Source organism: Streptomyces sp. NPDC004266, assembly GCF_042874095.1.
Classification (GTDB): domain Bacteria; phylum Actinomycetota; class Actinomycetes; order Streptomycetales; family Streptomycetaceae; genus Streptomyces.
In genome coordinates, this window is sequence record NZ_JBIAMM010000010.1 from 191,988 (window position 1) to 215,797 (window position 23,810).

Below are 23,810 nucleotides of genomic sequence, written 5' to 3' on the forward strand. Positions count from 1 at the left end.
ACTAACGCTCCTGGTTGTAGGTGTTGCCCGGGCCGAGGCCCGATCCGTTCGTGTCCGTTCCCGCGCTGCGCCCCTGCTGGACGCCCCGGCGCAGGTTGCTCAACCTGCCCCGTACGTCCTCGGGTGCGCGGGAGACCTGGGGGCCGCCCTGCGGGGTCTGCTCAGCCGTCCCCTCGACCAGGTTGGCCTTCGGGACCCGCCGGGGGAGACCGGACGAGGTGACCCCGCCCGCCTTGGGGTCCTTGAGCTTTCCGGCCCGCTGCCAGCGCTCGTCGTTCGTCGAGCGCCATTCGTCGGAGCCGTCGGCTTCGTCCTGCTGCCGCACCGGCTGCGCGGGCTTCGCCTGCTGCGGCGCCTGCTGCGTCTGCGGGGCGACGCTGCCGCGGCGCGGCAGACCGGCGTCGGTCAGCGCGTGTCCGGCGTCCGGGGCGGGACTCGCGGTCGGGCCCGGACGGTCGAAGCCTACGCGCTCGGGGGCCTGTTCGGGAGCGCTCGGAGCAGATTCCGGTTCCGCTCCGAAATCCTGTCCGTAGCCGCCCTGGTAAGCGTTCTGATTCGGCCACTCTGCCTGGTGGGGCTGGTGATCGAACGCATTGCCGTACTGCTGGTGTTCGGTTCCCGGGGCTTCGTACGAGGCTTCCGCATAGCCCTGCTGCGGGTACGCCTCGTAACCCTGCTGCGGGTAGGCGTAGCCCTCCTGCGAGGAGTAGGCGTCCTGCTGCTGGAAGCCGTCCTGCTGCGGGTAGTCGGCCGCGTACCCCTGGCCGTACTCCTGCGCCGGGTACTGCTCCGCCGGGTACTCCTGGGCCTGCTGCTGCCCGTACTCCTGGCCCTGGCCGTACTGCTCCGCCTGCTCCGTCTCGTCCTGGAAGAGCGGACGGTCACCGCCCTGCGCCTGGGCCTCCAGGGCGGCACGCCGCCCCTCGCGCTGGAGCGAGCGGTTGACCGGGTCGAGCTGGCGCTCCTCCTCGGCCGGCTGCTCGTAGCGCGAGTCGTCGAAGCCGAGGTCGGCCGCGGTGAGCATCTGCTGCGGCGGAGCGGCCTCGAAGGCGTTCTGCTGCTGCTGGGGAATGATCTGCGAGACGGTGAAGTCGTCCTGGAGCGGCTGCTCGCCGCCACCGCCGTGCGTGATCGCGTCCGGCAGCATGATCAGCGAGGTCGTTCCGGCCTGCTCGCCCGAGGGGCGGAGCTGGACCCGGATGCCGTGCCGGTCGGCGAGCCGGCCGACCACGAAGAGGCCCATGCGCTGCGAGACGGCGGCGTCCACGGTCGGCGGGTTGGCCAGCTTGTGGTTGATGTCCGCGAAGTCCTCGGCGGTGAGGCCGATGCCCTTGTCGTGGATCTCGACCATCACGCGGCCGTCGGGCAGACGGGTGGCGGTGACGCGGACCTTGGTCTGGGGGGAGGAGAACGTGGTGGCGTTCTCCAGGAGCTCGGCGAGCAGGTGCACGAGGTCGGTCACGGCCTGGCCGTGGATCTCGGCCTCCGGGACGCCGGCCAGCTCGATGCGCTCGTACTGCTCCACCTCGGAGGAGGCGGCGCGCATGACGTCGACCAGCGGGACCGGCTGGTCCCAGCGGCGGCCCGGCTCCTCGCCGGCGAGGACGAGGAGGTTCTCGCCGTTGCGGCGCATGCGGGTGGCCAGGTGGTCCAGCTTGAAGAGGTTCTCCAGCTGGTCCGGGTCGGCCTCGTTGTTCTCCAGGTCGGTGATGAGGGTCAGCTGGCCCTCGATCAGCGACTGGTTGCGGCGCGAGAGGTTCGTGAAGATCGCGTTGACGTTGCCGCGGAGCATGGCCTGCTCGGCGGCGAGCCGGACGGCCTCGCGGTGGACCTGGTCGAAGGCGCGGGCGACCTCGCCGATCTCGTCCTGCGAGTCGATCGGGATGGGCTGGACGCGGGTGTCGACGCGGCCCGGCTCCGTGCGGGAGAGCTGGTCGACCAGCATCGGCAGGCGCTGCTCGGCGATGCCGAAGGCGGCGTTCCGCAGCTCGCGCATCGAGCGGCTCATCTGGCGGGCCATCATCCCGGCCAGGATGAAGGCGGCGAGCAGGGCGACGACGACGATGCCGCCGTTGACCCAGGCGTCCGTCTTGGCCTCGTCGGAGATGGCGGCGGCCTCGGTCACGGCCTTGTCGACGAGGATCTTCTCGACCTCGCTGTAGCCGTCGAACTTGGCGGTGGCGACGGCCATCCAGGTCTCGGGCGTGATGCCCTTGGCCTTCAGGTCCTTGATGCCGTCGGAGCCCTTGGCGGTGCCGATCTGGGAGGCGACGCCGGAGTAGACGGAGCCGTCCTTGCCCTTGGGGAGCTCGAGGCCGGCCGCGGCCATCCGCTTCTCGCCCTCGGAGGCCTTGCCGGCCATGACCTTCTTGAGGAGGTCGACGTCCTCGGGCAGACCGCCGGAGTTGAACTCGCCGAGGGCGATCTGCTCCAGGTAGTTGTACGAGTTGAACGCCACCGACTGCTGGGCGAAGACGGCCTCGTCGTGGCTGGGCCGGACCAGGAGCTGGGTGCCGATGGAGCGCTGGAGGGACTCCGCGCCCTTCGAGAGCTGGATCGCGTAGACGGTCCGGCCGTAGCTGGTGATGTTGCCGGTGCCCAGACCGAGCTCGTTGGAGAACTCCATCAGGTAGTGCTGCACGCTCGTGTAGCCGAGCTGGGTGTTCACCGGGTCGAGGGAGCGGGTGTACGCGGCCTTGCGCAGCGTCTCCAGCTTCGGCTCCTCGTCCTGGAAGAGCCGCAGACGGCGCTCCAGGCCCTGGCCCGACGGCATGTTCTTGACGGCCTCGTCGAACTTGGACTTGGCGGAGTCGGTCGCGGCGTACGCCCGGGTGACGTCGTCGACCTTGCGGTCCTCGGGGGTCTTCGCGACCAGCAGGGGGCCGGCGGTGAGGTCACGCTCGTTGAGCAGGGCCGTGCTGTACTCCGAGGCGGCGCGCACGATGAGCGCCGTCTTCTCGGCGTCCTGCGCCTCCTGCCAGGTGTCGATGGCCGACTTGACCTGGAAGCTGCCCATGACGAGGCCGGTGAGCACGGGTATGCAGAGGATCGCGTTCAGCCGGGTGGGCACCCGCCAGTTGCGGGGCGAGAGCTTGCTGGAGCTGCCCCGGGGAGCCTCCACGGGGGGCGGCGTCACGGGCACGTCCGCGGGCGACACCGCTGTGCGCGACGGCGGCGTGAAGTTGCCCCGCGTCTCCTGCTCCGCGGAGCTTTCCTTGCTTCGCCTCACTCGACCAACAACCTCTCGGCGTCGGCACCTACGTTGTGCCGGTGTTTCGTTCAGGGCCGTACTACTCGGGAGTTCATGAATTGCAGCACGTGAAGGGGGTCCCTTCCAAACAGTGGGAGGCGGCCTCTTTCAGTGGTCCAGGCCTCGTATAAAACGGGCATAAAGAGCGAGCCCCGCCAAATGGCGGGGCTCAGGTGAGCACAGTGACACCGATCGGATGCGTCGGGTGTCCGAGGCGCCCCAATTCTCTGTCGAAATGTTATGAACCCGGGGACGGCCGTGTCGAAGGACACAGACCGCCCCTGGCAGAGGCATATGACAACTGCCCTGACCGGTCCCTCTACTTGAGGCGGGCCATGAGGGCGTGCTCGACGAGCGTGATGAGGGCGCTCTTGGCGTCGGCGCGGTGGCGGGCGTCGGTGGTGATGATGGGGGTGTCGGGCCCGATCTGGAGGGCCTCGCGGACCTCTTCGGGCTGGTAGGGCTGGGCTCCGTCGAAGCCGTTGAGGGCGATGACGAAGGGGAGGCCCGAGTTCTCGAAGTAGTCGACGGCGGGGAAGCAGTCGGCGAGGCGGCGGGTGTCGACCAGGACGACGGCGCCGATGGCGCCGCGGACGAGGTCGTCCCACATGAACCAGAAGCGGTCCTGTCCGGGGGTCCCGAAGAGGTACAGGATCAGGTCCTGGTCGAGGGTGATGCGGCCGAAGTCCATGGCGACGGTCGTCGTCGTCTTGCCGCCGGTGTGCGTCAGATCGTCGATGCCGGCCGACGCGGAGGTCATGACGGCTTCGGTACGCAGCGGGTTGATCTCCGAGACGGCGCCGACGAACGTGGTCTTGCCCACGCCGAAGCCGCCCGCCACCACGATCTTCGCGCTGGTGGTCGATCTGGCCGCGCCGCCGCTAGAGCTTGCGAAGTCCACTGAGCACCCTTTCGAGCAGTGTGACGTCCGGCGTGCCGCCGGTCTCTCCGTTGCCCGGCTGGTGGATCGCCACCATGCCGGCCTCCGCCAGGTCGGCCACGAGGATCCGGGCGACACCGAGCGGCATCGACAGGAGGGCCGACACCTCGGCCACCGACTTGACCTCGCGGCAGAGGTGGCAGATCCGCTGGTGCTCCGGGAGGAGCGTGGCGAGGTGCGCCGGGTCGGCCGTGGTGCTGACCAGCGCCTCGATGGCGAGCTGGTAGCGCGGCCGGGTCCGGCCGCCGGTCATCGCGTACGGACGCACCAGCGGCTGGTCGCCCTCGTACCCGTACTCGTCGACTGAGGCGCCGTACGGATCGTGAGAGGCGGGGGGCGGGGTCATGAATCCTCCGGGCGTGACAGCAAGACTTCTGCCGTCTGATGGGGCCGGTGGGGGGCCGGGTGGGGCGGCCGGACGATGAACAGTGCCCAGAACGGTACGGAGGGGCGTACCGCCCTGCGGATCGGTCGGTGCGGACGGAAGTGGGGTCCGTCCGTCGTGCGTGACCTAGTGGAGCAGGCTTCCCTGGAGCTCCGCACGGAGATCCGGGGTGAGGACGCTGCCGGCCCGGTCGACCAGCAGCGCCATCTCGTAGCCCACCAGGCCGATGTCGCACTCGGGGTGAGCGAGCACGGCCAGGGAGGAGCCGTCGGAGACGGACATCAGGAAGAGGAAGCCGCGCTCCATCTCCACCACGGTCTGTGCCACGGGACCGCCCTCGAAGATCCGGGACGCGCCCGCGGTCAGCGAGGTCAGTCCGGATGCGACCGCCGCCAGCTGGTCGGCGCGGTCGCGGGGGAATCCTTCGGACATGGCCAGCAGGAGTCCGTCGGCGGAGACCACCACCGTGTGGGACACCCCGGGGGTGTTGTCCACGAAGTTGGTGATCAACCAGTTCAGATTCTGCGCCGCCTGGCTCATCGCGTTCAACTAACGCTCCTGCTGATGGTTCGGACCGAGGTGGTGGCTACCCGTGGTCGAGTTGCCGGCCTGGCGGCCCTGCTGGATGCCGCGGCGCAGATTGGTGAGCCGGCCGCGGACGTCGTCGGGTGCACGCGAGACCTGGGGGCCGGCCGTGTGGGCCTGCTCCTGTGCGGTCCCGGGTACGAGGTTGGCCTTCGGCACACGGCGCGGAAGGCCGGAGGTGGTGACGCCGCCGGCCGCGGGCTTGCGCACCCGCTCCGCCTGGCGCACCAGCTCGTCGTTGGGCGAGGTCCGCCAGGCGGCCCCGCCGTTCTGGCGGCCGTCACCGGCCGGCTCACCGGCCGGACGGGGCGCCGGAGCGGACGGCTGCGACACGACCGGGGTCTGCATCGTCTGCGTCGGGTCCGTCTGCCGCGCCTGCTCCTGGTGCGACCAGCTGGTCTCCAGCGTGTCGTACAGCGGGGTACGACCGTCGCCCGCGCCACCGGCCGGCGGCAGGGCCTCCGGACGGCGCGGCTGCTGGAGCTGCGGCTGCTGCGGCTGCTGCCGTCCGGCCGGCTCGGCCGGACGCGGGGCACCGAAGTCGTTGCCGCCCCGCTGGCGCGGCGCCGGGGGCTGGGCCTGGGGGGCCTGCTGCTGGGCCTGCGGCACGAAGGGCTGCCGGCCGAACTGCTGCTGCTGACCGCCCTGGTACGCCTGGGGCTGCTGGGCCTGCGGCTGCTGCGGGGCGCCGAAGTCCGGCCGCGGGAACTGGCCCGTGGAGCCGGGGCCCTGCGGGGCACCGAAGTCGGGGCGCGGGAACTGCGCCGTCGACGCCGGGTCCTGCGCACCGCCCTGGTAGGCCTGCGGGGCCTGCTGCTGGGGCTGCTGGGCCTGCGGCTGCTGCGGGGCGCCGAAGTCCGGCCGCGGGAACTGGCCCGTGGAGCCGGGGCCCTGCGGGGCCGCCGGGGAGCCGAACAGGCCCGCCGACTCCGGCTCCTCGTGACCGCGCGGGGCGTCCAGCGGGGACATCTCCTGCTGCGGGCGGCGGACCGGCTGCTGCGGGTCGTTGCCCCAGCTCGCGGCCTGCGGGCGCTGCTGCTGCTGCGCCTGCGGGGTGCCGCCGGGCAGTTCGGCGCGCGGGAAGTCGTACCCGCCCTGCTGGTTGCCCTGCGGCTGCTGCGGCTGCTGCTGGGGTGCCTGCGGGCCGGACTGGTTGCCCCACACGTCCGTACGGGACGGGATGGCGCTCGCGGCGCCGCCGATGAGGCCGCCCCCGCCGGGGCCCGGACGCATCGTGTCGGGCGACTGGGGAGCCTGCGGGGTCTGGGGGACCTGCGGCAGCCGGCCGGTCTGCTCCAGCTGGGCGTTCTGCGGCTGCGGGGTGCGGGGCTGCGGGCCGCCGGTGAGCGGGGCACCGTCACGGGCGGGCAGCGCGGCCCGGGGACCGCTCGCACCGACCTGACCGCGCGCGGCACCGGCACCGGTGCCGAGGCGGCCGGCCGCCGAGGACGGGGCACCGCCCTGGCCCGGACGTCCGCCGGGGCCACCGGCCGCGCCGGGGCCGCCGGGGAGACGGCCGCCGGGGGCCTGGGCGCCCTGGCCCTGCGGCATCGCGCCCTGGCCGCCCGCGCCCGGCTTGGGCATGGGCTTCTTGCCGCCCTGGGCGACGTCGACGGGGAGCATGACGAGCGCGGTGGTGCCGCCCGAGTCGGACGGGCGCAGCTGGATCCGGATGCCGTGTCGCAGGGACAGGCGGCCGACCACGAAGAGACCCATGCGGCGGGAGACCGAGACGTCCACGGTGGGCGGCGAGGCGAGCCGCTCGTTGATCGCGGCGAGGTCCTCGGGGGAGAGGCCGATGCCGGTGTCGTGGATCTCGACGAGCACGCGGCCGTCGGGCAGGGCGTGACCGGTGACCCGGACCTTGGTCTGCGGGGAGGAGAACGAGGTGGCGTTCTCGAGCAGCTCGGCGAGGAGGTGCACGAGGTCGTTGACCACGCGGCCGGCGACCTCGGTCGCCGGGACCGCGGCCAGTTCGATGCGCTCGTACTGCTCCACCTCGGAGGCGGCGGCACGGAGGACGTCGACCAGCGGGACCGGGCGGGTCCAGCGGCGGCCCGGCTCCTCGCCGGCGAGGACGAGGAGGTTCTCGCCGTTCCGGCGCATACGGGTCGCGAGGTGGTCGAGCTTGAAGAGCGAGGAGAGCTGGTCCGGGTCGGCCTCGCGGGACTCCAGCTCGGAGATGAGCGAGAGCTGACGCTGGATGAGGCCCTGGGAACGGCGCGAGAGGTTGGTGAACATCGCGTTGACGTTGCCCCGGAGGAGGGCCTGCTCGGCGGCGAGGCGGACCGCCTCGCGGTGCACGTCGTCGAAGGCCGCGGCCACCTGGCCGATCTCGTCGCGGGAGTGCACACCGACGGACTCGACGGAGGTGTCGACGTCCTGCGGGTCGGACTCGGAGAGCTGCTTGACGAGCTCGGGCAGGCGGTCCTGGGCGACCTTGGTCGCGGTGTCCTGGAGCCGGCGCAGCGAGCGGATCATGGACCGGGCCACGACGAAGGCGCCGATGAGCGAGACGCCGAGGACGAGGAGGATCAGGGCACCGTTGATGATGGCGTCGCGCTGCGACTCCTGCTTCAGCTCACGGGCCATCGTCTCCATGTCGCCGAGCAGACCCGCCTCGATGCGGTTCATGGCGGAGATCTTGGTGCTGTACTCGTCGGTGAAGTTCAGGTGACCGCGGCGCGGGCCGTTCGGCATCGCGTCGTCCGAGTTCAGCACGCGCTCGGCGTACTTGTTGGCGGCGTTGATCGACGGGTCGCCGCTGTTCAGCGACTCGGTCCGCTCGGCGGCGTCACCGCCGGTCGACTCGTAGATCGCCTGGAAGGACTTGAGCTCGACGCCCTCACTGTTGAGGGCGGCCTCGCCGTAGAGGCGGTCACCCTGCTGGAGCTTGCCGGAGGTCCGGTCGCTCGGGGGGAGCGCGGCCGCGATGATCGCCTGCTGGATGGAGGCGTACTCCTTGGCGGACGAGAACGCGGCGAGCGCGCGGGTCCGCTTGATCATCTCGGGGTTGCTGGTCGCCTGCGCCATGTCCTGGGACAGGCTGAGGAGCGAGCGGATGAGGCGGCTGTACGCCTCGACCGTCACCGAGTGCGAGACGCCCTTCTCGTAGGCGCTGCCCCGGATGGAGTGGAGCTCGGTGACCTGCGAGGCGATCTGGCTGACGTTCTGGCGGATGCTGCGCAGCGCCTCGTCGCCCTCGGTGGCCGGGATGTCCTCGGTGGCCTCCAGGAAGGCCTTGTACTCGCGGTCCGTCTTCCGGCGCGGGTTGGCGACCTGGTAGTCGCTGACCGGGCGGCCGTTGGCCAGCGGGCCGGCGGACAGGTCGCGCTCGGCCTGCAGGGCCTGGGCGAGACCGGTGGCCTCTCGGGTCAGCTTGGTGAGCAGCTGCATGTGGTCGAGCTGCTCCATGTCCTGGAGCGAGTCGCTGATGCGGATGCCGCCCAGGGTGGTCGCGGCGACCACGGGGAGGGTGAGGAGCGCCACGAGGCGCGTGGAGATGCGCCAGTTGCGCAGGGCTATTCGGGGCCCGACCTCGTTCTCGGCCCGGGCCTTGGGGGTCGCGGCGGCCTGCTCGGCGGACGTGGCCGCGGCGCTCGCGCGCCTGCCGCCCTCACCGCCGTCGCCGGACGGTCCCTGACCCTGGTTCGGGGTGTGCGGGGCCGAGGGACCGCGGTCGGTCCCGGCACGCGGTTCCTGCTCCGCCGGAGCATCCGCTCGGCCCTGGCGGGCCTGGGGAGACCCCGAGCCATCCCTCTTGAAACGTCCCTGCACTAGCGTCGCAACCTCTGGACCAGGCGTCCTTCCGGATGAACGGAGAGGACGGTGTCGGCGTCGATCGGGGTGCGTGGCGCACCCCAGGTGGTCGTCGGTGACCGGCGCAGTTCCCCCTTTCCCGCCACTCGGCCGGCGCTGCGTTGCGCCTCTGCGCGCCGGCTTGAAACCCGCGGCGGTGCGTGGAATTCCAGCACAGTGCCGGATCTCCAACAAGGGCCGCGTGTCGCGACGGGAGGGGCATGACAACGCGTGCACGGTACGTCACCCCATGTAGAAGATGATCACGGAGGATTCGGACTTTTCCGTCCCAATGGCCGGGCATCCCCGTGTGTCCCAGTCGACATGATCAGGAGCGGAATAGCTCATTCAATGGCGGAATGTCCCTTTCCGTGACGACCGGGGACGGTCCGTAATGCCCGGTATGTGGCGCGAGTGGTGAGCAAACTCACACCCGAATCGATGTCTCAGCCATGCATTCGAAGGGAATCGCATGTTTAGCCTGACGCTTTACACCCCTTCGCGCCCGTACGGGCGCCCCTCCCGGAACAAGGTCCGATCACCGCGATGAAGACGACGACGCTCCGCACCACGGCCAACCCCCGCCGTTCCACCCTCGTCCACCTCTCGGACGCCGCAGACCTCGGCCGGGGCGCCCAGCCGCAGTACTCGGTGGAGCTGCCCGGCAACACGGCCAACCCGCGCCGCACCATCCTGATGCAGGCCCCCGCTCCCCACGTGCCCCAGCCGTACGCCTCCGCTACCCGCTAGCGCCCGGGGCCGCGGCCCCGGCTCTCCGCATCGGCACCGGTGATATCGCCGGTCGGCCGCCCCTTCGCCGCGTTAGCCTGGAGCGTCAGACTCCAGCCAGTACCAAGTGAGGGGCGACAGCACTCGTGCGCATCGCCAGATTCTCCATCGACGGCAATGTGGCCTTCGGCGCCGTCGAGGGCGAGGGAACCGTCGAGTCCGGCGGCCTCGTCCTCGACATCATCAAGGGCATCCCGTACACCGACTTCGAGCTCAGCGGCACCAAGGTCCCGCTGAGCAAGGTACGGCTCCTGCCGCCCGTGCTCCCCAACAAGGTCGTGGCCATCGGCCGCAACTACGCCGAGCACGCCGCCGAACTCGGCAACGAGGTCCCCGACGTCCCCGTCGCCTTCTTCAAGCCCACCACCTCGGTGATCGGCCCCGGCGACGCCATCGAGTTCCCCTCCTTCTCCAGCGAGCTGCACCACGAGGCCGAACTGGCCGTGGTGATCGGCCGCATGTGCCGCGAGGTGCCCCGGGAGCGCGTCAAGGACGTGATCTTCGGCTACACCTGTGCCAACGACGTGACCGCCCGCGACGTCCAGAAGCGCGAGGCCCAGTGGGCCCGCGCCAAGGGCTTCGACACGAGTTGCCCGCTGGGCCCCTGGGTGGAGACCGACCTCGACCCGAGCGACCTGACCGTCCAGGCCACGGTCAACGGCGAACAGCGCCAGCTGGGTCGGACGAGCGACATGATCCGCTCCATCGAGGACCTGGTCGTCCACATCACCGAGGCCATGACGCTGCTCCCCGGCGACGTCATCCTCACCGGCACCCCCGCCGGGGTCGGCCCCCTCAACGTCGGCGACGAGGTCGCCGTCACCATCGAAGGCATCGGCACTCTCACCAATAAGGTGATCAAGCGTGGCTAACGCGAACATCCGCGTCCGTTTCTGTCCCTCGCCGACCGGCAACCCCCACGTGGGCCTGGTCCGCACCGCCCTCTTCAACTGGGCCTTCGCCCGGCACAACCAGGGCACCATGGTCTTCCGCATCGAGGACACCGACGCCGCTCGCGACTCCGAGGAGTCGTACGACCAGCTGCTCGACTCGCTGCGCTGGCTCGGCCTCGACTGGGACGAGGGCCCCGAGATCGGCGGCCCCCACGCGCCGTACCGCCAGTCGCAGCGGATGGACATCTACAAGGACGTCGCCGACAAGCTGCTCGCCGGCGGCTACGCGTACCACTGCTTCTGCACCGCCGTGGAGCTGGAAGCCCGCCGCGACGCCGCCCGCCTGGCCGGCAAGCCGTCCGGCTACGACGGCACCTGCCGCAACCTGAGCGCCGAGCGCATCGAGCGCTACCGCGCCGAGGGCCGCGAGTCGATCGTCCGCTTCCGCATGCCCGACGAGCCGATCACCTTCACCGACCTGGTCCGCGGCGAGCTCACCTTCACCCCGGACAACGTGCCGGACTACGGCATCCTCCGGGCCAACGGCGCCCCGCTGTACACCCTGGTCAACCCGGTCGACGACGCCCTGATGGAGATCACCCACGTCCTGCGCGGCGAGGACCTGCTCTCCTCCACCCCGCGCCAGGTCGCGCTCTACAAGGCGCTGATCGAGCTGGGCATCGCCAAGGAGATCCCCTCCTTCGGCCACCTGCCGTACGTGATGGGCGAGGGCAACAAGAAGCTCTCCAAGCGCGACCCGCAGGCCTCCCTCAACCTCTACCGGGAGCGCGGCTTCCTCCCCGAGGGCCTGCTGAACTACCTGTCGCTCCTCGGCTGGTCCTTCTCGGCCGACCAGGACATCTTCACCATCCCCGAGATGGTGGCGAAGTTCGACATCGCCGACGTCAACGCCAACCCGGCGCGCTTCGACCTCAAGAAGGCCGAGTCGATCAACGCCGACCACATCCGGATGCTGGACGTGAAGGCCTTCGCCGCGGCCTGCGAGCCCTGGCTCCGCGCCCCGCACGCCCCCTGGGCCCCCGAGGACTTCGACCAGGCCGCCTGGGAGGCCATCGCGCCGCACGCCCAGACCCGCGTGACCGTCCTCTCGGACATCACGGCCAACGTGGACTTCCTCTTCCTGCCCGAGCCGGTCTTCGACCAGCCCTCGTGGGACAAGGCCATGAAGGGCGAGCCCGCGGCCCTGCTCACCACCGCCCGCGAGAAGCTCGACGCGGCCGACTGGAGCGACCCCGAGTCCCTCAAGAACGCCGTCCTGGCCGCCGGCGAGGCCCACGGCCTCAAGCTCGGCAAGGCGCAGGCGCCGGTCCGCGTCGCCGTCACCGGCCGCACGGTCGGCCTGCCGCTCTTCGAGTCCCTGGAGATCCTGGGCAAGGAGAAGACCCTGGCCCGCATCGACGCGGCCCTGGCGAAGCTCGCCGCGTAAGCACCCGTCGTACGCCGAGAGGGGCGGCGACCGGAAGGAGATCCGGTCGCCGCCCCTCTCGGCGCACCAACCCTGACGCCTACGGGGTAAGGGGCAGCCCATCTCCCCGCGCCGGGGAGGGGACGAAAGGACTCCGGTGGAGGCCTGGGCGTGTTCGTCCGCCAGCTCTGCGGGCTCGACCGCCGGGCCGCCCAGCAGGCGCTCGAGTCGTTCATCGAGGGCAAGCAGCTCGGCGTGAGGCAGCTCGACTTCATCACCTCGGTCATCGACCTCGTGGTGCGGCGCGGCGTCATCGGGGTGTCCGACCTGTACGACGCGCCCTTTACCGACCGGGCGCCGAACGGTCCTGAGGACCTGCTCGCGAATGAGGAGATCGACGCCCTGGAGATCCCCTTCAGGGAGCTCCAGAACCGCGCGTGTCCGGCGGCGCTCGCCGCCTGACCCCTTCGCCTACGCCCTCGGGGCGGCACTCGGAATGCTCCGGGCGGCCTGTGATCCCTTCGTGTACCTGGGCACCGGCGGCGCCGAGCCCTTCACCGTCGAGGTGGACCCCGGCCGGTATCACCTCGCAGCCTGGCGGCTGGACCCTCACGGCCACCCGGTCGGCCGCCCACGCCGGTTCGACTACGACCTCACCGGTTCCGCCGGCCACCGTGACGCCCGACTCCGGCACGGCCCGACCCGCCTCCTGCACTGGGCCGAAGCGGCCGGAGTGCAGGCGGTCGCGATCGAAGACCTCCACTTCACCGACTCCACCACCCGCGAGAAGCACGGTCGCAGGAAGCGGTTCCGGCAGCTGATCTCCGGCATCCCCACCGGGAAACTCCGTGCCCGCCTGGTGCCGATGTGCGCGGAGGCAGGTATCGGTGTGATCGCCGCCGACCCGGCCTACACCTCGATGTGGGGTGCGGAGCACTGGCAGGAGCCGTTGACCACGAAGAACCGCAGGACCAGCCGACACGCTGCCGCAGCGGTGGCGATCGGCAGACGCGCCCTCGGGCACCGGATCAGGCGACGGACGGCACCGCCCCACGACGACCAGAGCGATCGTCGTGGGCATCGGACCGCCCGGGCCCGACCCGGCATCCGAGGACGTGAGGAAACCCGCCCCCGCGTCCCCGGACCACGGACCACGGACACGATCCGTGCAGCCGGACGCGGAGCGAACGCGGGGGACCAGCGCATCCGAAACCGTTCGGGACGCGCCAGTCGGCCGGGCGTGGGTCCAAGACTCACTCCTGCTCACCGTTTAGGAGCGGTACCGTCGTTCCCATGACCATCCGCGCGGTGCTCTGGGACATCGACGACACGATCTTCGACTACGCGAGCGCGGACCGCACCGGGATGCGGGCGCACCTCGCCGCCGAGGGGCTGCTGGACGCCTGGGGCTCCGTGGAGGAGGCCCTGCGGCGCTGGAAGGAGCTCACGGAGCTGCACTGGCGCCGGTACGAGGCCGAGGGCGGGGACTTCCGGGACCAGCGGCGCGGCCGGGTGCGGGACTTCCTCGGCCGGCCGGCGCTCACCGCCGCCGAGGCCGACGGCTGGTTCGACCGGTACGTGGTCCACTACGAGGCCGCCTGGGAGCTCTTCCCCGACACCGTCCCCGTCCTCGACCTGCTGGCCCGGGACTACCGCCACGGAGTGCTGTCCAACTCCAGCATCCACAACCAGGACCACAAGCTCCGCGCGCTGGGAGTGCGGGACCGCTTCGAGGCCGTGGTGTGCGCCGCCGAGCTGGGAGTGGCCAAGCCGGCCCCGGAGGCCTTCCACGCCGCCTGCGCCGCCCTGGACCTGCGCCCCCACCAGGTGGCGTACGTCGGGGACCAGCCGGACATCGACGCCCGGGGGGCCGTGGAGGCGGGCCTGAGGGGGGTCTGGCTCGACCGCGCGGGGACCGGCGGGAGACCCGAGCTGACCCGGATCACCGACCTCCGGCAGCTGCCCGCGCTGCTGCGTGCGGATACGCGTTTTGGAGCACCGTCCACCTTCGGGTAATGTTCTTCCTGCGCCGAGGGGAACGGGCCGAAAGGCCGGAAAGCCCCGGAAGCGCAAACCGAGCAGGATCCCTTCTCGAAGTGATCAAGTTCCGGTGGCCTATGGTGTAATTGGCAGCACGACTGATTCTGGTTCAGTTAGTCTTGGTTCGAGTCCAGGTAGGCCAGCTCGCAGAGCTCATCTGCACCTGTGGATGGCATCCACAAGCCCCCGTTGTGTAGCGGCCTAGCACGCCGCCCTCTCAAGGCGGTAGCGCCGGTTCGAATCCGGTCGGGGGTACAGATCCTTCCCGCGGGATCACCTGGGTAGCTCCCGGTGAACCCGATGCAGGATCGCTAGGGCCCCCGTTGTGTAGCGGCCTAGCACGCCGCCCTCTCAAGGCGGTAGCGCCGGTTCGAATCCGGTCGGGGGTACCAACTGGTCTAAGCCACCAGTGGCCTATGGTGTAATTGGCAGCACGACTGATTCTGGTTCAGTTAGTCTTGGTTCGAGTCCAGGTAGGCCAGCGCAGTACATCCAGGCGATACGTCGCCCGGACGCAAGATCTTGCCCCCGTTGTGTAGCGGCCTAGCACGCCGCCCTCTCAAGGCGGTAGCGCCGGTTCGAATCCGGTCGGGGGTACAAGACGGAGAAGCCCTTCCCTTCGGGGGAGGGCTTCTTCGCTGTTCGGGTACCGCGCACACAACTCCGGCCCACCGCTGCGGCGTTGGAGCGGTGGGCCGGGACGAACAGGAGGGAGGCGGAGCCTCAGCCGTTGCGGCGGAGCGCCTCGGAGAGGCGGGCGGCGGCGTCGATGACCGCCTGGGCGTGCATGCGGCCCGGGTGGCGCGTCAGACGCTCGATGGGACCCGAGACCGAGACGGCGGCCACCACGCGGTTCGAGGGGCCGCGTACGGGCGCGGAGACGGACGCGACGCCCGGCTCCCGCTCGCCGATCGACTGGGCCCAGCCGCGGCGCCGTACGCCCGAGAGGGCCGTCGCCGTGAAGCGGGCGCCCTGGAGGCCGCGGTGCAGCCGCTCAGGCTCCTCCCAGGCCATCAGGATCTGCGCGGACGAGCCGGCCTTCATGGTGAGCGTCGAGCCGACCGGGACGGTGTCCCGCAGGCCCGAGAGCCGCTCGGCCGCCGCCACGCAGATGCGCATGTCGCCCTGGCGCCGGTAGAGCTGGGCGCTCTCGCCGGTGACGTCGCGCAGATGCGTCAGAACCGGGCCCGCGGTCGCGAGCAGGCGGTCCTCGCCGGCCGCGGCGGCGAGCTCCGCCAGGCGCGGTCCGAGGATGAACCGGCCCTGCATGTCGCGGGCCACCATCCGGTGGTGTTCCAGTGCCACGGCCAGTCGGTGGGCCGTGGGTCGTGCGAGTCCCGTCGCCGCGACCAGTCCTGCGAGGGTGGCCGGACCGGACTCCAGGGCGCTCAGGACAAGGGCTGCCTTGTCGAGAACGCCTACGCCGCTAGAGTTGTCCATGCAACGATATTCGCGTCTCACTCTGTGAAACGCAAGTTCAATTTTTCTCGGAACCTGTGACCCTGGTGATGCGGCCGCACAACGGCCCGCGAAACGGGTCTCTAGTTGTGCCGGCGTAGACGTCGGCCGGAGGGAAAGCGATGGGTAGGACACTCGCGGAGAAGGTCTGGGACGACCACGTCGTCCGGCGCGCCGAGGGCGAGCCCGACCTCCTCTTCATCGATCTGCACCTGCTGCACGAGGTGACCAGCCCCCAGGCCTTCGACGGTCTCCGGCAGAACGGCCGGCAGGTACGGCGCCTCGACCTCACCATCGCCACCGAGGACCACAACACCCCGACCCTCGACATCGACAAGCCGATCGCCGACCCGGTCTCCCGCGCCCAGCTGGAGACCCTCCGCAAGAACTGTGCCGAATTCGGCGTCCGGCTGCACCCGCTCGGCGACGTCGAGCAGGGCGTCGTCCACGTCGTGGGCCCCCAGCTGGGCCTGACCCAGCCCGGCACCACCGTGGTCTGCGGCGACTCGCACACCTCCACGCACGGCGCCTTCGGCGCGCTGGCGTTCGGCATCGGCACCAGCCAGGTGGAGCACGTGCTCGCCACCCAGACGCTGCCGCTGGCCCGCCCCAAGACCATGGCGATCACGGTCGACGGCGAGCTGCCCGAGGACGTCACCGCCAAGGACCTGATCCTGGCGATCATCGCGAAGATCGGCACCGGCGGCGGCCAGGGCTACATCCTGGAGTACCGCGGCTCCGCCATCGAGAAGCTCTCGATGGAGGCCCGGATGACCATCTGCAACATGTCGATCGAGGCCGGCGCCCGCGCGGGCATGATCGCCCCCGACGAGACCACCTTCGCCTATCTGAAGGGCCGCGCCCACGCCCCCGAGGGCGAGGACTGGGACGCCGCCGTCGCGTACTGGAAGACCCTGAGGTCCGACGAGGACGCGGTCTTCGACGCCGAGGTCGTCATCGACGCCGCCGCGCTGGCGCCGTTCGTCACCTGGGGCACCAACCCGGGCCAGGGCGCGCCGCTTTCGGCGAACGTCCCCGACCCGGCTTCGTACGAAGACGCTTCGGAGCGCCTCGCCGCCGAAAAGGCCCTGGAGTACATGGGGTTGACCGCCGGGCAGCCGCTGCGCGACATCAAGGTCGACACCGTCTTCGTAGGCTCCTGCACCAACGGACGCATCGAGGACCTGCGCAACGCGGCCTCCCTCCTGGAGGGCCGCAAGGTCGCCGACGGCGTCCGCATGCTGGTCGTCCCCGGCTCGGTCCGGGTCGCCCTGCAGGCCGTCGAGGAGGGCCTGGACAAGGTCTTCAAGGAGGCCGGCGCCGAATGGCGGCACGCGGGCTGCTCCATGTGCCTGGGCATGAACCCCGACCAACTGGCTCCCGGCGAGCGCTCCGCGTCCACCTCCAACCGCAACTTCGAGGGCCGGCAGGGCAAGGGCGGCCGCACCCACCTGGTCTCCCCCCAGGTCGCCGCCGCCACCGCCGTCCTGGGCCACCTGGCCTCCCCGGCCGATCTGTCCGACGTCGCCACCACCGCGGGGGTCTGAGGAACCATGGAAGCTTTCACCACGCACACCGGCCGGGCCGTCCCGCTGCGCCGCAGCAACGTCGACACCGACCAGATCATCCCGGCGCACTGGCTGAAGAAGGTCACCCGCGACGGCTTCGAGGACGGCCTCTTCGAGGCCTGGCGCAAGGACTCCGAGTTCGTCCTCAATCGCCCCGAGCGGCAGGGCGCCACAGTCCTGGTCGCCGGCCCCGACTTCGGCACCGGCTCCTCCCGCGAGCACGCCGTCTGGGCGCTCCAGAACTACGGCTTCCAGGCGGTCATCTCCTCCCGCTTCGCCGACATCTTCCGCGGCAACTCGCTGAAGAACGGCCTGCTCACCGTCGTCCTCCCGCAGGAGACGGTGGACGCCCTCTGGGAGCTGACCGAGGCCGACCCGACCGCCGAGATCACCGTCGACCTGGAGGCCCGCAAGGTCCTGGCCGCCGGGATCGAGGCCGACTTCGAGCTCGACGAGAACGCCCGCTGGCGACTGCTCAACGGTCTGGACGACATCAGCCTCACCCTTCAGAACGAAGCGGACATCGCTGCCTACGAGGCCGCTCGACCGGCCTTCAAGCCCCGTACAATTACGGCCTGAGCAGCGCTTTTCCAAGACTGCGCCCCCCACCGACCGGTGGGGGGCGCAGTCGCTTGTTGAGACCCTGTCGGGCGACAACTCGCCCTAGATGGCACAATCGGTGCATGGAACGCGACAGCCAACTCGAGCTCTACGAGGCAGTCGCCGCCCGATTGAAGGAAGCGCACACAAGGGTGCGCGCACTGCAAGTCCCGGAGGGCGTAAGGATGGCGCTGTCCCGGAAGCTGCTGGTCGTCACGGCAGCGGCGAAGCACGATCTCAAGGACGCGGCCACGCGTCTCGACCGGTTGATGAAGGACCTCGATGAGGGCCGATTCCCAGAGGACGACTGACACCAGGAACTCCGCAACGGAACTTCCGCGTTGCGGCACTAGGGTGATTAGACCGTTTCGTGTTTGATTTGCGGTATATACATGCCTAACGTGCGAAAAAGCTTGAACACTTTCGTTCTGGCAATGTCTCCGAAGGGGAAGACGTGAACAAGGCGCAGCTCGTAGAAGCGATTGCCGACAAGATGGGCGGTCGTCAGCAGGCCGCCGAAGCCGTCGACCACGTGCTCGACGCCATCGTGCGTGCCGTGGTGGCCGGTGACCGGGTCTCGGTCACCGGTTTCGGCTCGTTCGAGAAGGTCGACCGGCCGGCCCGCTACGCCCGCAACCCGCAGACGGGTGAGCGCGTCCGGGTCAAGAAGACCTCCGTCCCGCGCTTCCGTGCAGGTCAGGGCTTCAAGGACCTGGTCAGCGGCTCGAAGAAGCTCCCCAAGGGCGGCGAGGTCTCCGTCAAGAAGGCCCCCAAGGGCAGCCTCACCGGTGGCGCCTCCGCGACCGTGAAGAAGGCCGCCGCCAAGAAGGCCACCACCGCCAAGAAGGCCGCCGCGAAGAAGGCGACCCCGGTGAAGAAGGCCACGACGGCCGCGGCGAAGAAGACCACCGCCGCAGCCAAGAAGACCACCGCCGCCGCGAAGAAGGCGGCGCCGGCGAAGAAGGCCACGACGGCCACGGCGAAGAAGACCACCGCCGCCGCCAAGAAGACCACCACGGCCGCCGCCGCCAAGAAGGCGACCAAGGCCACCGCCAAGAAGACCGCGCCGGCCGCGAAGAAGGCCACGGCGACGAAGGCGCCCGCCAAGAAGACGACGGCGCGCAAGACGACCGCCAAGAAGACCGCCGCCAAGAAGTAGGACGCGCGGTACCGACCCGCCGGGCCGGGCTCCCCTCCGGGAGCCCGGCCCGCGGCGCGTCTCAGAAGGTCTGCAGCGTCACCAGGGTGATCCGGAGCCCCGCGCCCGACGTGCCGGGCTCGGCCTCGATCCGCACCCGCTGCCCAGGCCGCAGCAACCGCAGCCCGCCCGCCTCGAAGGCCTCCGCCCCGAACTCCACGGGGGTGCCGTCGTCGAGCAGCACACTGCCGCTGCGGGTCTCGGGGTCGTACGTGAACGCGGTCGCCTGCATGGACCGCAGCCTATCCGGCCGCCGTCGCCCACCGGGCGGCCGTCCGCGGACCGAGCCCCAGCGCCAGCGCCGCCGCCAGATCCTCCCCGGTGTCCACGTCCCGGCGCACGGAATCCACCCCGGCGAGCCGGATTTCCGCCGCCCCCGAAGACAAATGCCGCAGCCTCGACGCGCCCCCGAATGCCGGTTCCAATTCCGCCCCCGGCGCCGCCGAGAGGAATGTCGTACCTATTTCGGCGGCATCCGCGAGAAATGCCCTCGGAAAATTTCCGGCCGCGTCCAGGACCCGGGTCAGCTCCGCGGGCCGCAGCGCCGGCAGGTCCGCGTTGAGCGCCGCCACGCGCGCGTGCGGCCGCCCGGAACGCACGGCCCGCGCCCCGTGGGCCAGCGCCGCGTTGAGCCCCGCCGCCGGGGAGTCCGGCACGATCCGCGCGCCCAGCGCCGCGAGCGCCGGGCCGGCCACCGGATCGTCCGTGACGACCGCCACATCGCGCACGCGCGCGCAGTTCAGCACCGCCTCCACGGTGTCCTCGGCGAACGCCAGCGCGAGCCGGGGACGCAGCCGGGCCCCCGCCGCGGCCGCCAGCCTGCTCTTGGCCAGGGCGAGGGGCTTCAGGGGGACGACCAGGGACCAGCCGTCGTCGGCGCCGGTGCGCATCTGGGGCAGCGTCTTCATCGGGGTCATTCTGTCCCGCCCACGCGGTCCACCGGCGGCCCCGGGGCGTACGGTGTCACTCGACAGACCAGGAGCATGGGGCGACACTTGACCCCCTGCCAGCCAGTCCCGGAGAAAGGTGTCCGAGTGCCCCGCCGCAGAATCGGCTTCTGGTACCGCCTCGCGGCGGTCATCGCCAAACCCCCCCTGGTGGTTCTGTTCAAGCGGGACTGGCGCGGTATGGAGCACATTCCGGCCGACGGCGGTTTCATCACCGCGGTCAACCACAACTCCTACCTGGACCCGCTGTCCTACGCGCATTACCAGTACAACACCGGCCGGGTCCCGCGCTTCCTCGCCAAGGCCGGACTCTTCAAGGGCGGCTTCGTCGGCACGATGCTCCGCAACACGGGCCAGATCCCCGTGTACCGCGAGACGACCAACGCGCTCGACGCCTTCCGCGCCGCCGTCGACGCCATCGAGCGCGGCGAGTGCGTCGCCTTCTACCCGGAGGGCACCCTCACCCGCGACCCCGAGATGTGGCCCATGGCCGGCAAGACCGGCGCCGCCCGCGTCGCGCTGCTCACCCAGGTCCCCGTCATCCCGGTGGCCCAGTGGGGCGCCAACCTCGCGATGCCGCCGTACGCCAAGGAGAACAAGTTCCGCCTGTTCCCCCGCAAGACGCTGGTCGTGCAGGCGGGACCGCCCGTCGACCTCTCCCGCTTCCACGGCCTGGAGCCCACGCCGGACGTCCTGCGCGAGGCCACCGAGGTCATCATGGCCGCCATCACCGCCCTCCTGGAGGAGGTCCGCGGCGAGAAGGCGCCCCCCGAGCCGTACGACCACCGCAAGGCCCGCCTGGAGCAGCGGCGCAAGGCCGCCGGGGAGGGCACCAAGTGACCAAGGCAGCCGTCTTCGGCAACGGATCCTGGGGCACCGCCTTCGCCATGGTGCTCGCCGACGCGGGCTGCGAGGTGAGCCTCTGGGGCCGCCGCGCCGAACTCGCCAAGGAGATCAACGCCGGCCGGGTCAACCCCGACTACCTGCCGGGCGTGGAGCTCCCCCAGGGCATCACGGCCACCGCGGACCCCGCCGAGGCCGCCGCGGACGCCGACTTCACCGTCCTCGTCGTCCCCTCCCAGACCCTGCGCGGCAACCTCGCCGCCTGGCGGCCGGTGCTCGCCCCCGACACCGTCCTCGTCTCCCTCATGAAGGGCGTCGAACTCGGCACCGCCAAGCGGATGAGCGAGGTGATCACCGAGGTCGCCGACGTGCCCGCCGACCGCGTGGCCGTCCTCACCGGCCCCAACCTGGCCAAGGAGATCGCCGCCCGGCAGCCGGCCGCCGCCGTCGTCGCCTGCTCCGACGAGACGGTCGCCCAGCGGCTCCAGACCGCCTGCATGACGCCGTACTTCCGCCCGTACACCAACACCGACGTGGTGGGCTGCGAGCTCGGCGGCGCCGTCAAGAACGTCATCGGCCTCGCCGTCGGCATCGCCAACGGCATGGGCCTCGGCGACAACTCCAAGGCCACGCTCATCACCCGCGGCCTCGCCGAGACCACCCGCCTCGGCCTCGCCATGGGCGCCGACCCGCTCACCTTCTCCGGCCTCGCGGGCCTCGGCGACCTCGTCGCCACCTGCTCCTCGCCGCTCTCCCGGAACAACACCTTCGGCACCAACCTCGGCCGGGGGATGACCCTCCAGGAGACCATCGCGGCCACCAAGCAGACCGCCGAGGGCGTCAAGTCCTGCGAGTCCGTGCTCGATCTGGCCCGCCGCCACGGCGTCGACATGCCCATCACCGAGACCGTCGTCTCGATCGTCCACGACGGCAAGCCGCCCGTCGTCGCCCTCAAGGAGCTCATGTCGCGCTCGGCCAAGCCCGAACGCCGCTGAGCCCGGCCGTGTGAGCCGTACGCGCGCGTGCGAGCGGGGCGCTCAGCAGTTCGGGAGCCGCAAGGTACGCTCATCGCGATATGAGCGAGAACACCCAGAGCCCCCGCAAGCCGCGCGTGGCCGTCGTCTTCGGCGGCCGCAGCTCCGAGCACGCCATCTCCGTCGTCACGGCGGGCGCCGTCCTGAGCGCCATCGACCGGGACAAGTACGACGTGCTGCCCATCGGCATCACGACGGACGGGCGCTGGGCGCTCACCGCCGACGCCCCCGAGCGGATGGCCATCGCCGACCGCGCCCTGCCGAACGTCGCCGACCTGGCGGAGTCCGAGGAGGGCGGCGTCGTCCTCTCCGTCGACCCCGCCAACCGCGAGGTCGTCCTCACCGAGCCCGGCGCCGTGCCCAAGGCCCTCGGCGAGGTCGACGTGGTCTTCCCCGTGCTCCACGGCCCCTACGGCGAGGACGGCACCCTCCAGGGCCTCCTGGAGCTCTCCGGCGTCCCCTACGTCGGCGCGGGCGTCCTCGCCTCCGCCGTCGGCCAGGACAAGGAGTACATGAAGCGGGTCTTCGTCTCCTTCGGCCTCCCGGTCGGCCCGTACGAGGTCATCCGGCCGCGCGAGTGGGAGCAGAGCCCCGCCGCCGCCCGCAAGAAGATCGTCGAGTTCGCCGCCGAGCACGGCTGGCCGCTCTTCGTGAAGCCGGCCCGCGGCGGCTCCTCCATGGGCATCACCAAGGTCGACGACCTCTCCGGCCTGGACGAGGCCATCGAGGAGGCCCGCCGCCACGACCCCAAGATCCTCGTCGAGTCGCTGCTGCGCGGCCGCGAGATCGAGTGCGGCGTCCTGGAGTTCGAGGACGGCCCGCGCGCCAGCGTCCCGGCCGAGATCCCGCCGGTCACCGACCACGACTTCTACGACTTCGAGGCCAAGTACATCGACTCGGCCTCCGGCATCGTGCCCGCCCCGATCGGGGACGGGGCCACCGCCGAGGTCCAGCGCCTCGCCGTCGCCGCCTACGAGGCCGTGTCCTGCGAGGGCCTGGTCCGCGCCGACTTCTTCCTCACCGAGGACGGCGACTTCGTCATCAACGAGATCAACACCATGCCGGGCTTCACGCCCATCTCCATGTACCCGCGCATGTGGCAGGAGAGCGGCGTGAGCTACCCCGAGCTCGTCGACCGGCTCATCCAGGCCGCGCTGACCCGCCCCACGGGCCTGCGCTAGACGAACCGCGGCCGGGGGCGCCGGGGTGCGGTCATCCGCACTCCGGCTCCAGGGCGCACGGGACGGTCCGCTCCACGGGTCCCGCGAGATCCGTGAGCGGACCGGCGTCGTGCGCGTACCGCTCGTCCAGCGTCACCTCGACGTACGTCTTCCGGTACACCGAGGTGAAACGGGGCCCGTCGCCCCCGCGCTGCTCCAGCATCCAGCGCACGCCGTTCGCCGAGACGCCCTGCGCCTTCGGGTCGCTCATCTTTTCGGGCCGGGGGACCCCGCAGCGCAGTACGATCGCACCGTCACCCCACCCGGCGGTCAACTCGGAGCCGGGCTCCGGGTCACTCCGCGCCAGGCCCGCCACGGTGTCGGGAAGCTCCTTCGCCAGCGCCTGGCAGAAGGCGGCCTCCTCCGCCGGCGGGCTCGGGACCACGACGGACGCCGCGGCGTCCGGTGAGGAACAGCCGGCGGCGGCCGACAGCAGGACGGCGGCCGCGACGGCGGCGGGCAGGCCGAAGGGCCGGTGGGAAGACGTCACCGGCCAAGCGTAGACGGGGGCTACAGATGAACGACCGGGCAGGTGAGGGTGCGCGTGATGCCGTCCACTTGCTGGACCTTGGCGACCACCATGCGGCCCAGCTCGTCGACGGTGTCCGCCTGCGCGCGCACGATCACGTCGTACGGTCCTGTGACGTCTTCGGCCTGGATGACCCCCGGGATCTTGGAGATGGTGTCGGCGACGGTCGACGCCTTGCCCACCTCGGTCTGGATGAGGATGTACGCCTGAACCACGGAACCTCCAGGGCGACCACGAGGATCTTGTGGGAGAAAGGGACGCCACGGTACCGCGTCGCCGCGGGCCACGGGGAGACCCGCGCGTCCGG

22 protein-coding genes, 5 tRNA genes and 1 pseudogene are annotated in these 23,810 nt (G+C 71.0%); 18 read left to right on the forward strand and 10 right to left on the reverse strand.

What is annotated here, in order from left to right; translation table 11 throughout:
- Position 1: 1 nt before the first annotated feature.
- The 5 genes from ACFYUZ_RS24165 to ACFYUZ_RS24185 all read right to left on the reverse strand — a co-directional run bounded on the left by ACFYUZ_RS24165 (position 2) and on the right by ACFYUZ_RS24185 (position 8,937).
- A complete protein-coding gene (locus ACFYUZ_RS24165) occupies positions 2 to 3,229 on the reverse strand; it encodes a nitrate- and nitrite sensing domain-containing protein (RefSeq protein ID WP_389312459.1) in 3,228 nt (1,075 codons plus the stop codon).
- A 340-nt stretch (positions 3,230 to 3,569) separates the two neighbouring features.
- Positions 3,570 to 4,151, reverse strand: coding sequence for an ATP/GTP-binding protein (locus ACFYUZ_RS24170; protein ID WP_017235981.1), 582 nt, complete (start codon positions 4,149 to 4,151; stop codon positions 3,570 to 3,572).
- The gene (locus tag ACFYUZ_RS24175; protein WP_024756254.1) at positions 4,132 to 4,536 is read right to left on the reverse strand and encodes a DUF742 domain-containing protein; all 405 of its coding nucleotides are present in this window, start codon (positions 4,534 to 4,536) and stop codon (positions 4,132 to 4,134) included. The genes ACFYUZ_RS24170 and ACFYUZ_RS24175 overlap by 20 nt, the downstream gene beginning before the upstream one ends.
- A 165-nt stretch (positions 4,537 to 4,701) precedes the next feature.
- Complete coding sequence (locus ACFYUZ_RS24180; RefSeq protein ID WP_030496942.1) at positions 4,702 to 5,115, reverse strand: roadblock/LC7 domain-containing protein; 414 nt, start codon at positions 5,113 to 5,115, stop codon at positions 4,702 to 4,704.
- A gap of 9 nt (positions 5,116 to 5,124) precedes the next feature.
- Positions 5,125 to 8,937, reverse strand: coding sequence for a nitrate- and nitrite sensing domain-containing protein (locus tag ACFYUZ_RS24185; RefSeq protein WP_389312462.1), 3,813 nt, complete (start codon positions 8,935 to 8,937; stop codon positions 5,125 to 5,127).
- Positions 8,938 to 9,504: 567 nt separating this feature from the next.
- Here ACFYUZ_RS24185 and ACFYUZ_RS24190 point away from each other — a divergent pair.
- From ACFYUZ_RS24190 to ACFYUZ_RS24240, 11 genes and pseudogenes are all read left to right on the forward strand, one after another.
- The gene (locus ACFYUZ_RS24190; RefSeq protein ID WP_389312464.1) at positions 9,505 to 9,708 is read left to right on the forward strand and encodes a hypothetical protein; all 204 of its coding nucleotides are present in this window, start codon (positions 9,505 to 9,507) and stop codon (positions 9,706 to 9,708) included.
- A 125-nt stretch (positions 9,709 to 9,833) separates the two neighbouring features.
- Positions 9,834 to 10,619, forward strand: a complete 786-nt coding sequence (locus ACFYUZ_RS24195; protein WP_030690686.1) for a fumarylacetoacetate hydrolase family protein — start codon at positions 9,834 to 9,836, stop codon at positions 10,617 to 10,619.
- The gene (gltX, locus tag ACFYUZ_RS24200; RefSeq protein ID WP_389312466.1) at positions 10,612 to 12,087 is read left to right on the forward strand and encodes a glutamate--tRNA ligase; all 1,476 of its coding nucleotides are present in this window, start codon (positions 10,612 to 10,614) and stop codon (positions 12,085 to 12,087) included. The genes ACFYUZ_RS24195 and gltX overlap by 8 nt, the downstream gene beginning before the upstream one ends.
- A 150-nt stretch (positions 12,088 to 12,237) precedes the next feature.
- Positions 12,238 to 12,528 carry a type I restriction-modification enzyme R subunit C-terminal domain-containing protein gene (locus ACFYUZ_RS24205; RefSeq protein WP_389312468.1) on the forward strand — a complete coding sequence of 97 codons (291 nt, stop codon included), beginning with the start codon at positions 12,238 to 12,240 and terminating at the stop codon, positions 12,526 to 12,528.
- Positions 12,529 to 12,640: 112 nt separating this feature from the next.
- A pseudogene (locus ACFYUZ_RS24210) lies at positions 12,641 to 13,340 on the forward strand (IS200/IS605 family accessory protein TnpB-related protein); the annotation flags it as partial.
- A 19-nt stretch (positions 13,341 to 13,359) separates the two neighbouring features.
- On the forward strand, positions 13,360 to 14,082 hold the full coding sequence (locus ACFYUZ_RS24215) for an HAD family hydrolase (RefSeq protein ID WP_389312470.1): 723 nt from the start codon (positions 13,360 to 13,362) through the stop codon (positions 14,080 to 14,082).
- Between the two features lie 95 nt (positions 14,083 to 14,177).
- Positions 14,178 to 14,249 (forward strand) — tRNA-Gln (locus ACFYUZ_RS24220).
- A gap of 39 nt (positions 14,250 to 14,288) precedes the next feature.
- Positions 14,289 to 14,361: transfer RNA gene (locus tag ACFYUZ_RS24225), tRNA-Glu, on the forward strand.
- Between the two features lie 61 nt (positions 14,362 to 14,422).
- Positions 14,423 to 14,498: transfer RNA gene (locus ACFYUZ_RS24230), tRNA-Glu, on the forward strand.
- A gap of 18 nt (positions 14,499 to 14,516) precedes the next feature.
- Positions 14,517 to 14,588: transfer RNA gene (locus ACFYUZ_RS24235), tRNA-Gln, on the forward strand.
- A gap of 42 nt (positions 14,589 to 14,630) precedes the next feature.
- A tRNA-Glu gene (locus ACFYUZ_RS24240) sits at positions 14,631 to 14,703 on the forward strand.
- A gap of 126 nt (positions 14,704 to 14,829) precedes the next feature.
- Here the strand turns inward: ACFYUZ_RS24240 and ndgR are convergent.
- Complete coding sequence (gene ndgR, locus ACFYUZ_RS24245) at positions 14,830 to 15,546, reverse strand: IclR family transcriptional regulator NdgR (RefSeq protein ID WP_005311436.1); 717 nt, start codon at positions 15,544 to 15,546, stop codon at positions 14,830 to 14,832.
- Positions 15,547 to 15,686: 140 nt separating this feature from the next.
- On the opposite strand from ndgR, the gene leuC reads away from it, so the two are divergent.
- The 4 genes from leuC to ACFYUZ_RS24265 all read left to right on the forward strand — a co-directional run bounded on the left by leuC (position 15,687) and on the right by ACFYUZ_RS24265 (position 18,891).
- Positions 15,687 to 17,111, forward strand: a complete 1,425-nt coding sequence (gene leuC / locus ACFYUZ_RS24250; protein ID WP_389312472.1) for a 3-isopropylmalate dehydratase large subunit — start codon at positions 15,687 to 15,689, stop codon at positions 17,109 to 17,111.
- Positions 17,112 to 17,117: 6 nt separating this feature from the next.
- The gene (leuD, locus tag ACFYUZ_RS24255; protein WP_389312474.1) at positions 17,118 to 17,711 is read left to right on the forward strand and encodes a 3-isopropylmalate dehydratase small subunit; all 594 of its coding nucleotides are present in this window, start codon (positions 17,118 to 17,120) and stop codon (positions 17,709 to 17,711) included.
- Positions 17,712 to 17,815: 104 nt separating this feature from the next.
- Entirely contained in the window at positions 17,816 to 18,043 is a 228-nt protein-coding gene (locus ACFYUZ_RS24260; RefSeq protein WP_389312476.1) for a hypothetical protein, read from the forward strand.
- 143 nt (positions 18,044 to 18,186) lie between these two features.
- Positions 18,187 to 18,891: an HU family DNA-binding protein gene (locus ACFYUZ_RS24265; protein ID WP_389312478.1), complete on the forward strand. Its 705-nt coding sequence runs from the start codon at positions 18,187 to 18,189 to the stop codon at positions 18,889 to 18,891.
- Between the two features lie 61 nt (positions 18,892 to 18,952).
- Here ACFYUZ_RS24265 and ACFYUZ_RS24270 read toward each other — a convergent pair whose 3' ends face one another.
- Positions 18,953 to 19,162 carry a hypothetical protein gene (locus ACFYUZ_RS24270; protein ID WP_030551092.1) on the reverse strand — a complete coding sequence of 70 codons (210 nt, stop codon included), beginning with the start codon at positions 19,160 to 19,162 and terminating at the stop codon, positions 18,953 to 18,955.
- Positions 19,163 to 19,172: 10 nt separating this feature from the next.
- The gene (gene cofC, locus ACFYUZ_RS24275; RefSeq protein WP_389312480.1) at positions 19,173 to 19,838 is read right to left on the reverse strand and encodes a 2-phospho-L-lactate guanylyltransferase; all 666 of its coding nucleotides are present in this window, start codon (positions 19,836 to 19,838) and stop codon (positions 19,173 to 19,175) included.
- Between the two features lie 126 nt (positions 19,839 to 19,964).
- Here cofC and ACFYUZ_RS24280 point away from each other — a divergent pair, with 126 nt between their 5' ends.
- The 3 genes from ACFYUZ_RS24280 to ACFYUZ_RS24290 all read left to right on the forward strand — a co-directional run bounded on the left by ACFYUZ_RS24280 (position 19,965) and on the right by ACFYUZ_RS24290 (position 22,935).
- Positions 19,965 to 20,717: a lysophospholipid acyltransferase family protein gene (locus ACFYUZ_RS24280; RefSeq protein WP_389312482.1), complete on the forward strand. Its 753-nt coding sequence runs from the start codon at positions 19,965 to 19,967 to the stop codon at positions 20,715 to 20,717.
- Entirely contained in the window at positions 20,714 to 21,715 is a 1,002-nt protein-coding gene (locus ACFYUZ_RS24285) for an NAD(P)H-dependent glycerol-3-phosphate dehydrogenase (protein WP_030690677.1), read from the forward strand. The genes ACFYUZ_RS24280 and ACFYUZ_RS24285 overlap by 4 nt, the downstream gene beginning before the upstream one ends.
- Positions 21,716 to 21,795: 80 nt before the next feature.
- The gene (locus ACFYUZ_RS24290) at positions 21,796 to 22,935 is read left to right on the forward strand and encodes a D-alanine--D-alanine ligase family protein (protein WP_389312484.1); all 1,140 of its coding nucleotides are present in this window, start codon (positions 21,796 to 21,798) and stop codon (positions 22,933 to 22,935) included.
- Positions 22,936 to 22,966: 31 nt separating this feature from the next.
- Here ACFYUZ_RS24290 and ACFYUZ_RS24295 read toward each other — a convergent pair whose 3' ends face one another.
- Together ACFYUZ_RS24295 and ACFYUZ_RS24300 are read right to left on the reverse strand one after the other, a co-directional pair.
- Positions 22,967 to 23,464 (reverse strand): DUF3515 domain-containing protein, encoded by a 498-nt coding sequence (locus ACFYUZ_RS24295; protein WP_389312486.1) that lies wholly within the window; start codon positions 23,462 to 23,464, stop codon positions 22,967 to 22,969.
- Between the two features lie 20 nt (positions 23,465 to 23,484).
- Positions 23,485 to 23,718: an Lrp/AsnC family transcriptional regulator gene (locus ACFYUZ_RS24300; protein WP_017947604.1), complete on the reverse strand. Its 234-nt coding sequence runs from the start codon at positions 23,716 to 23,718 to the stop codon at positions 23,485 to 23,487.
- Between the last annotated feature and the right edge of the window lie 92 nt (positions 23,719 to 23,810).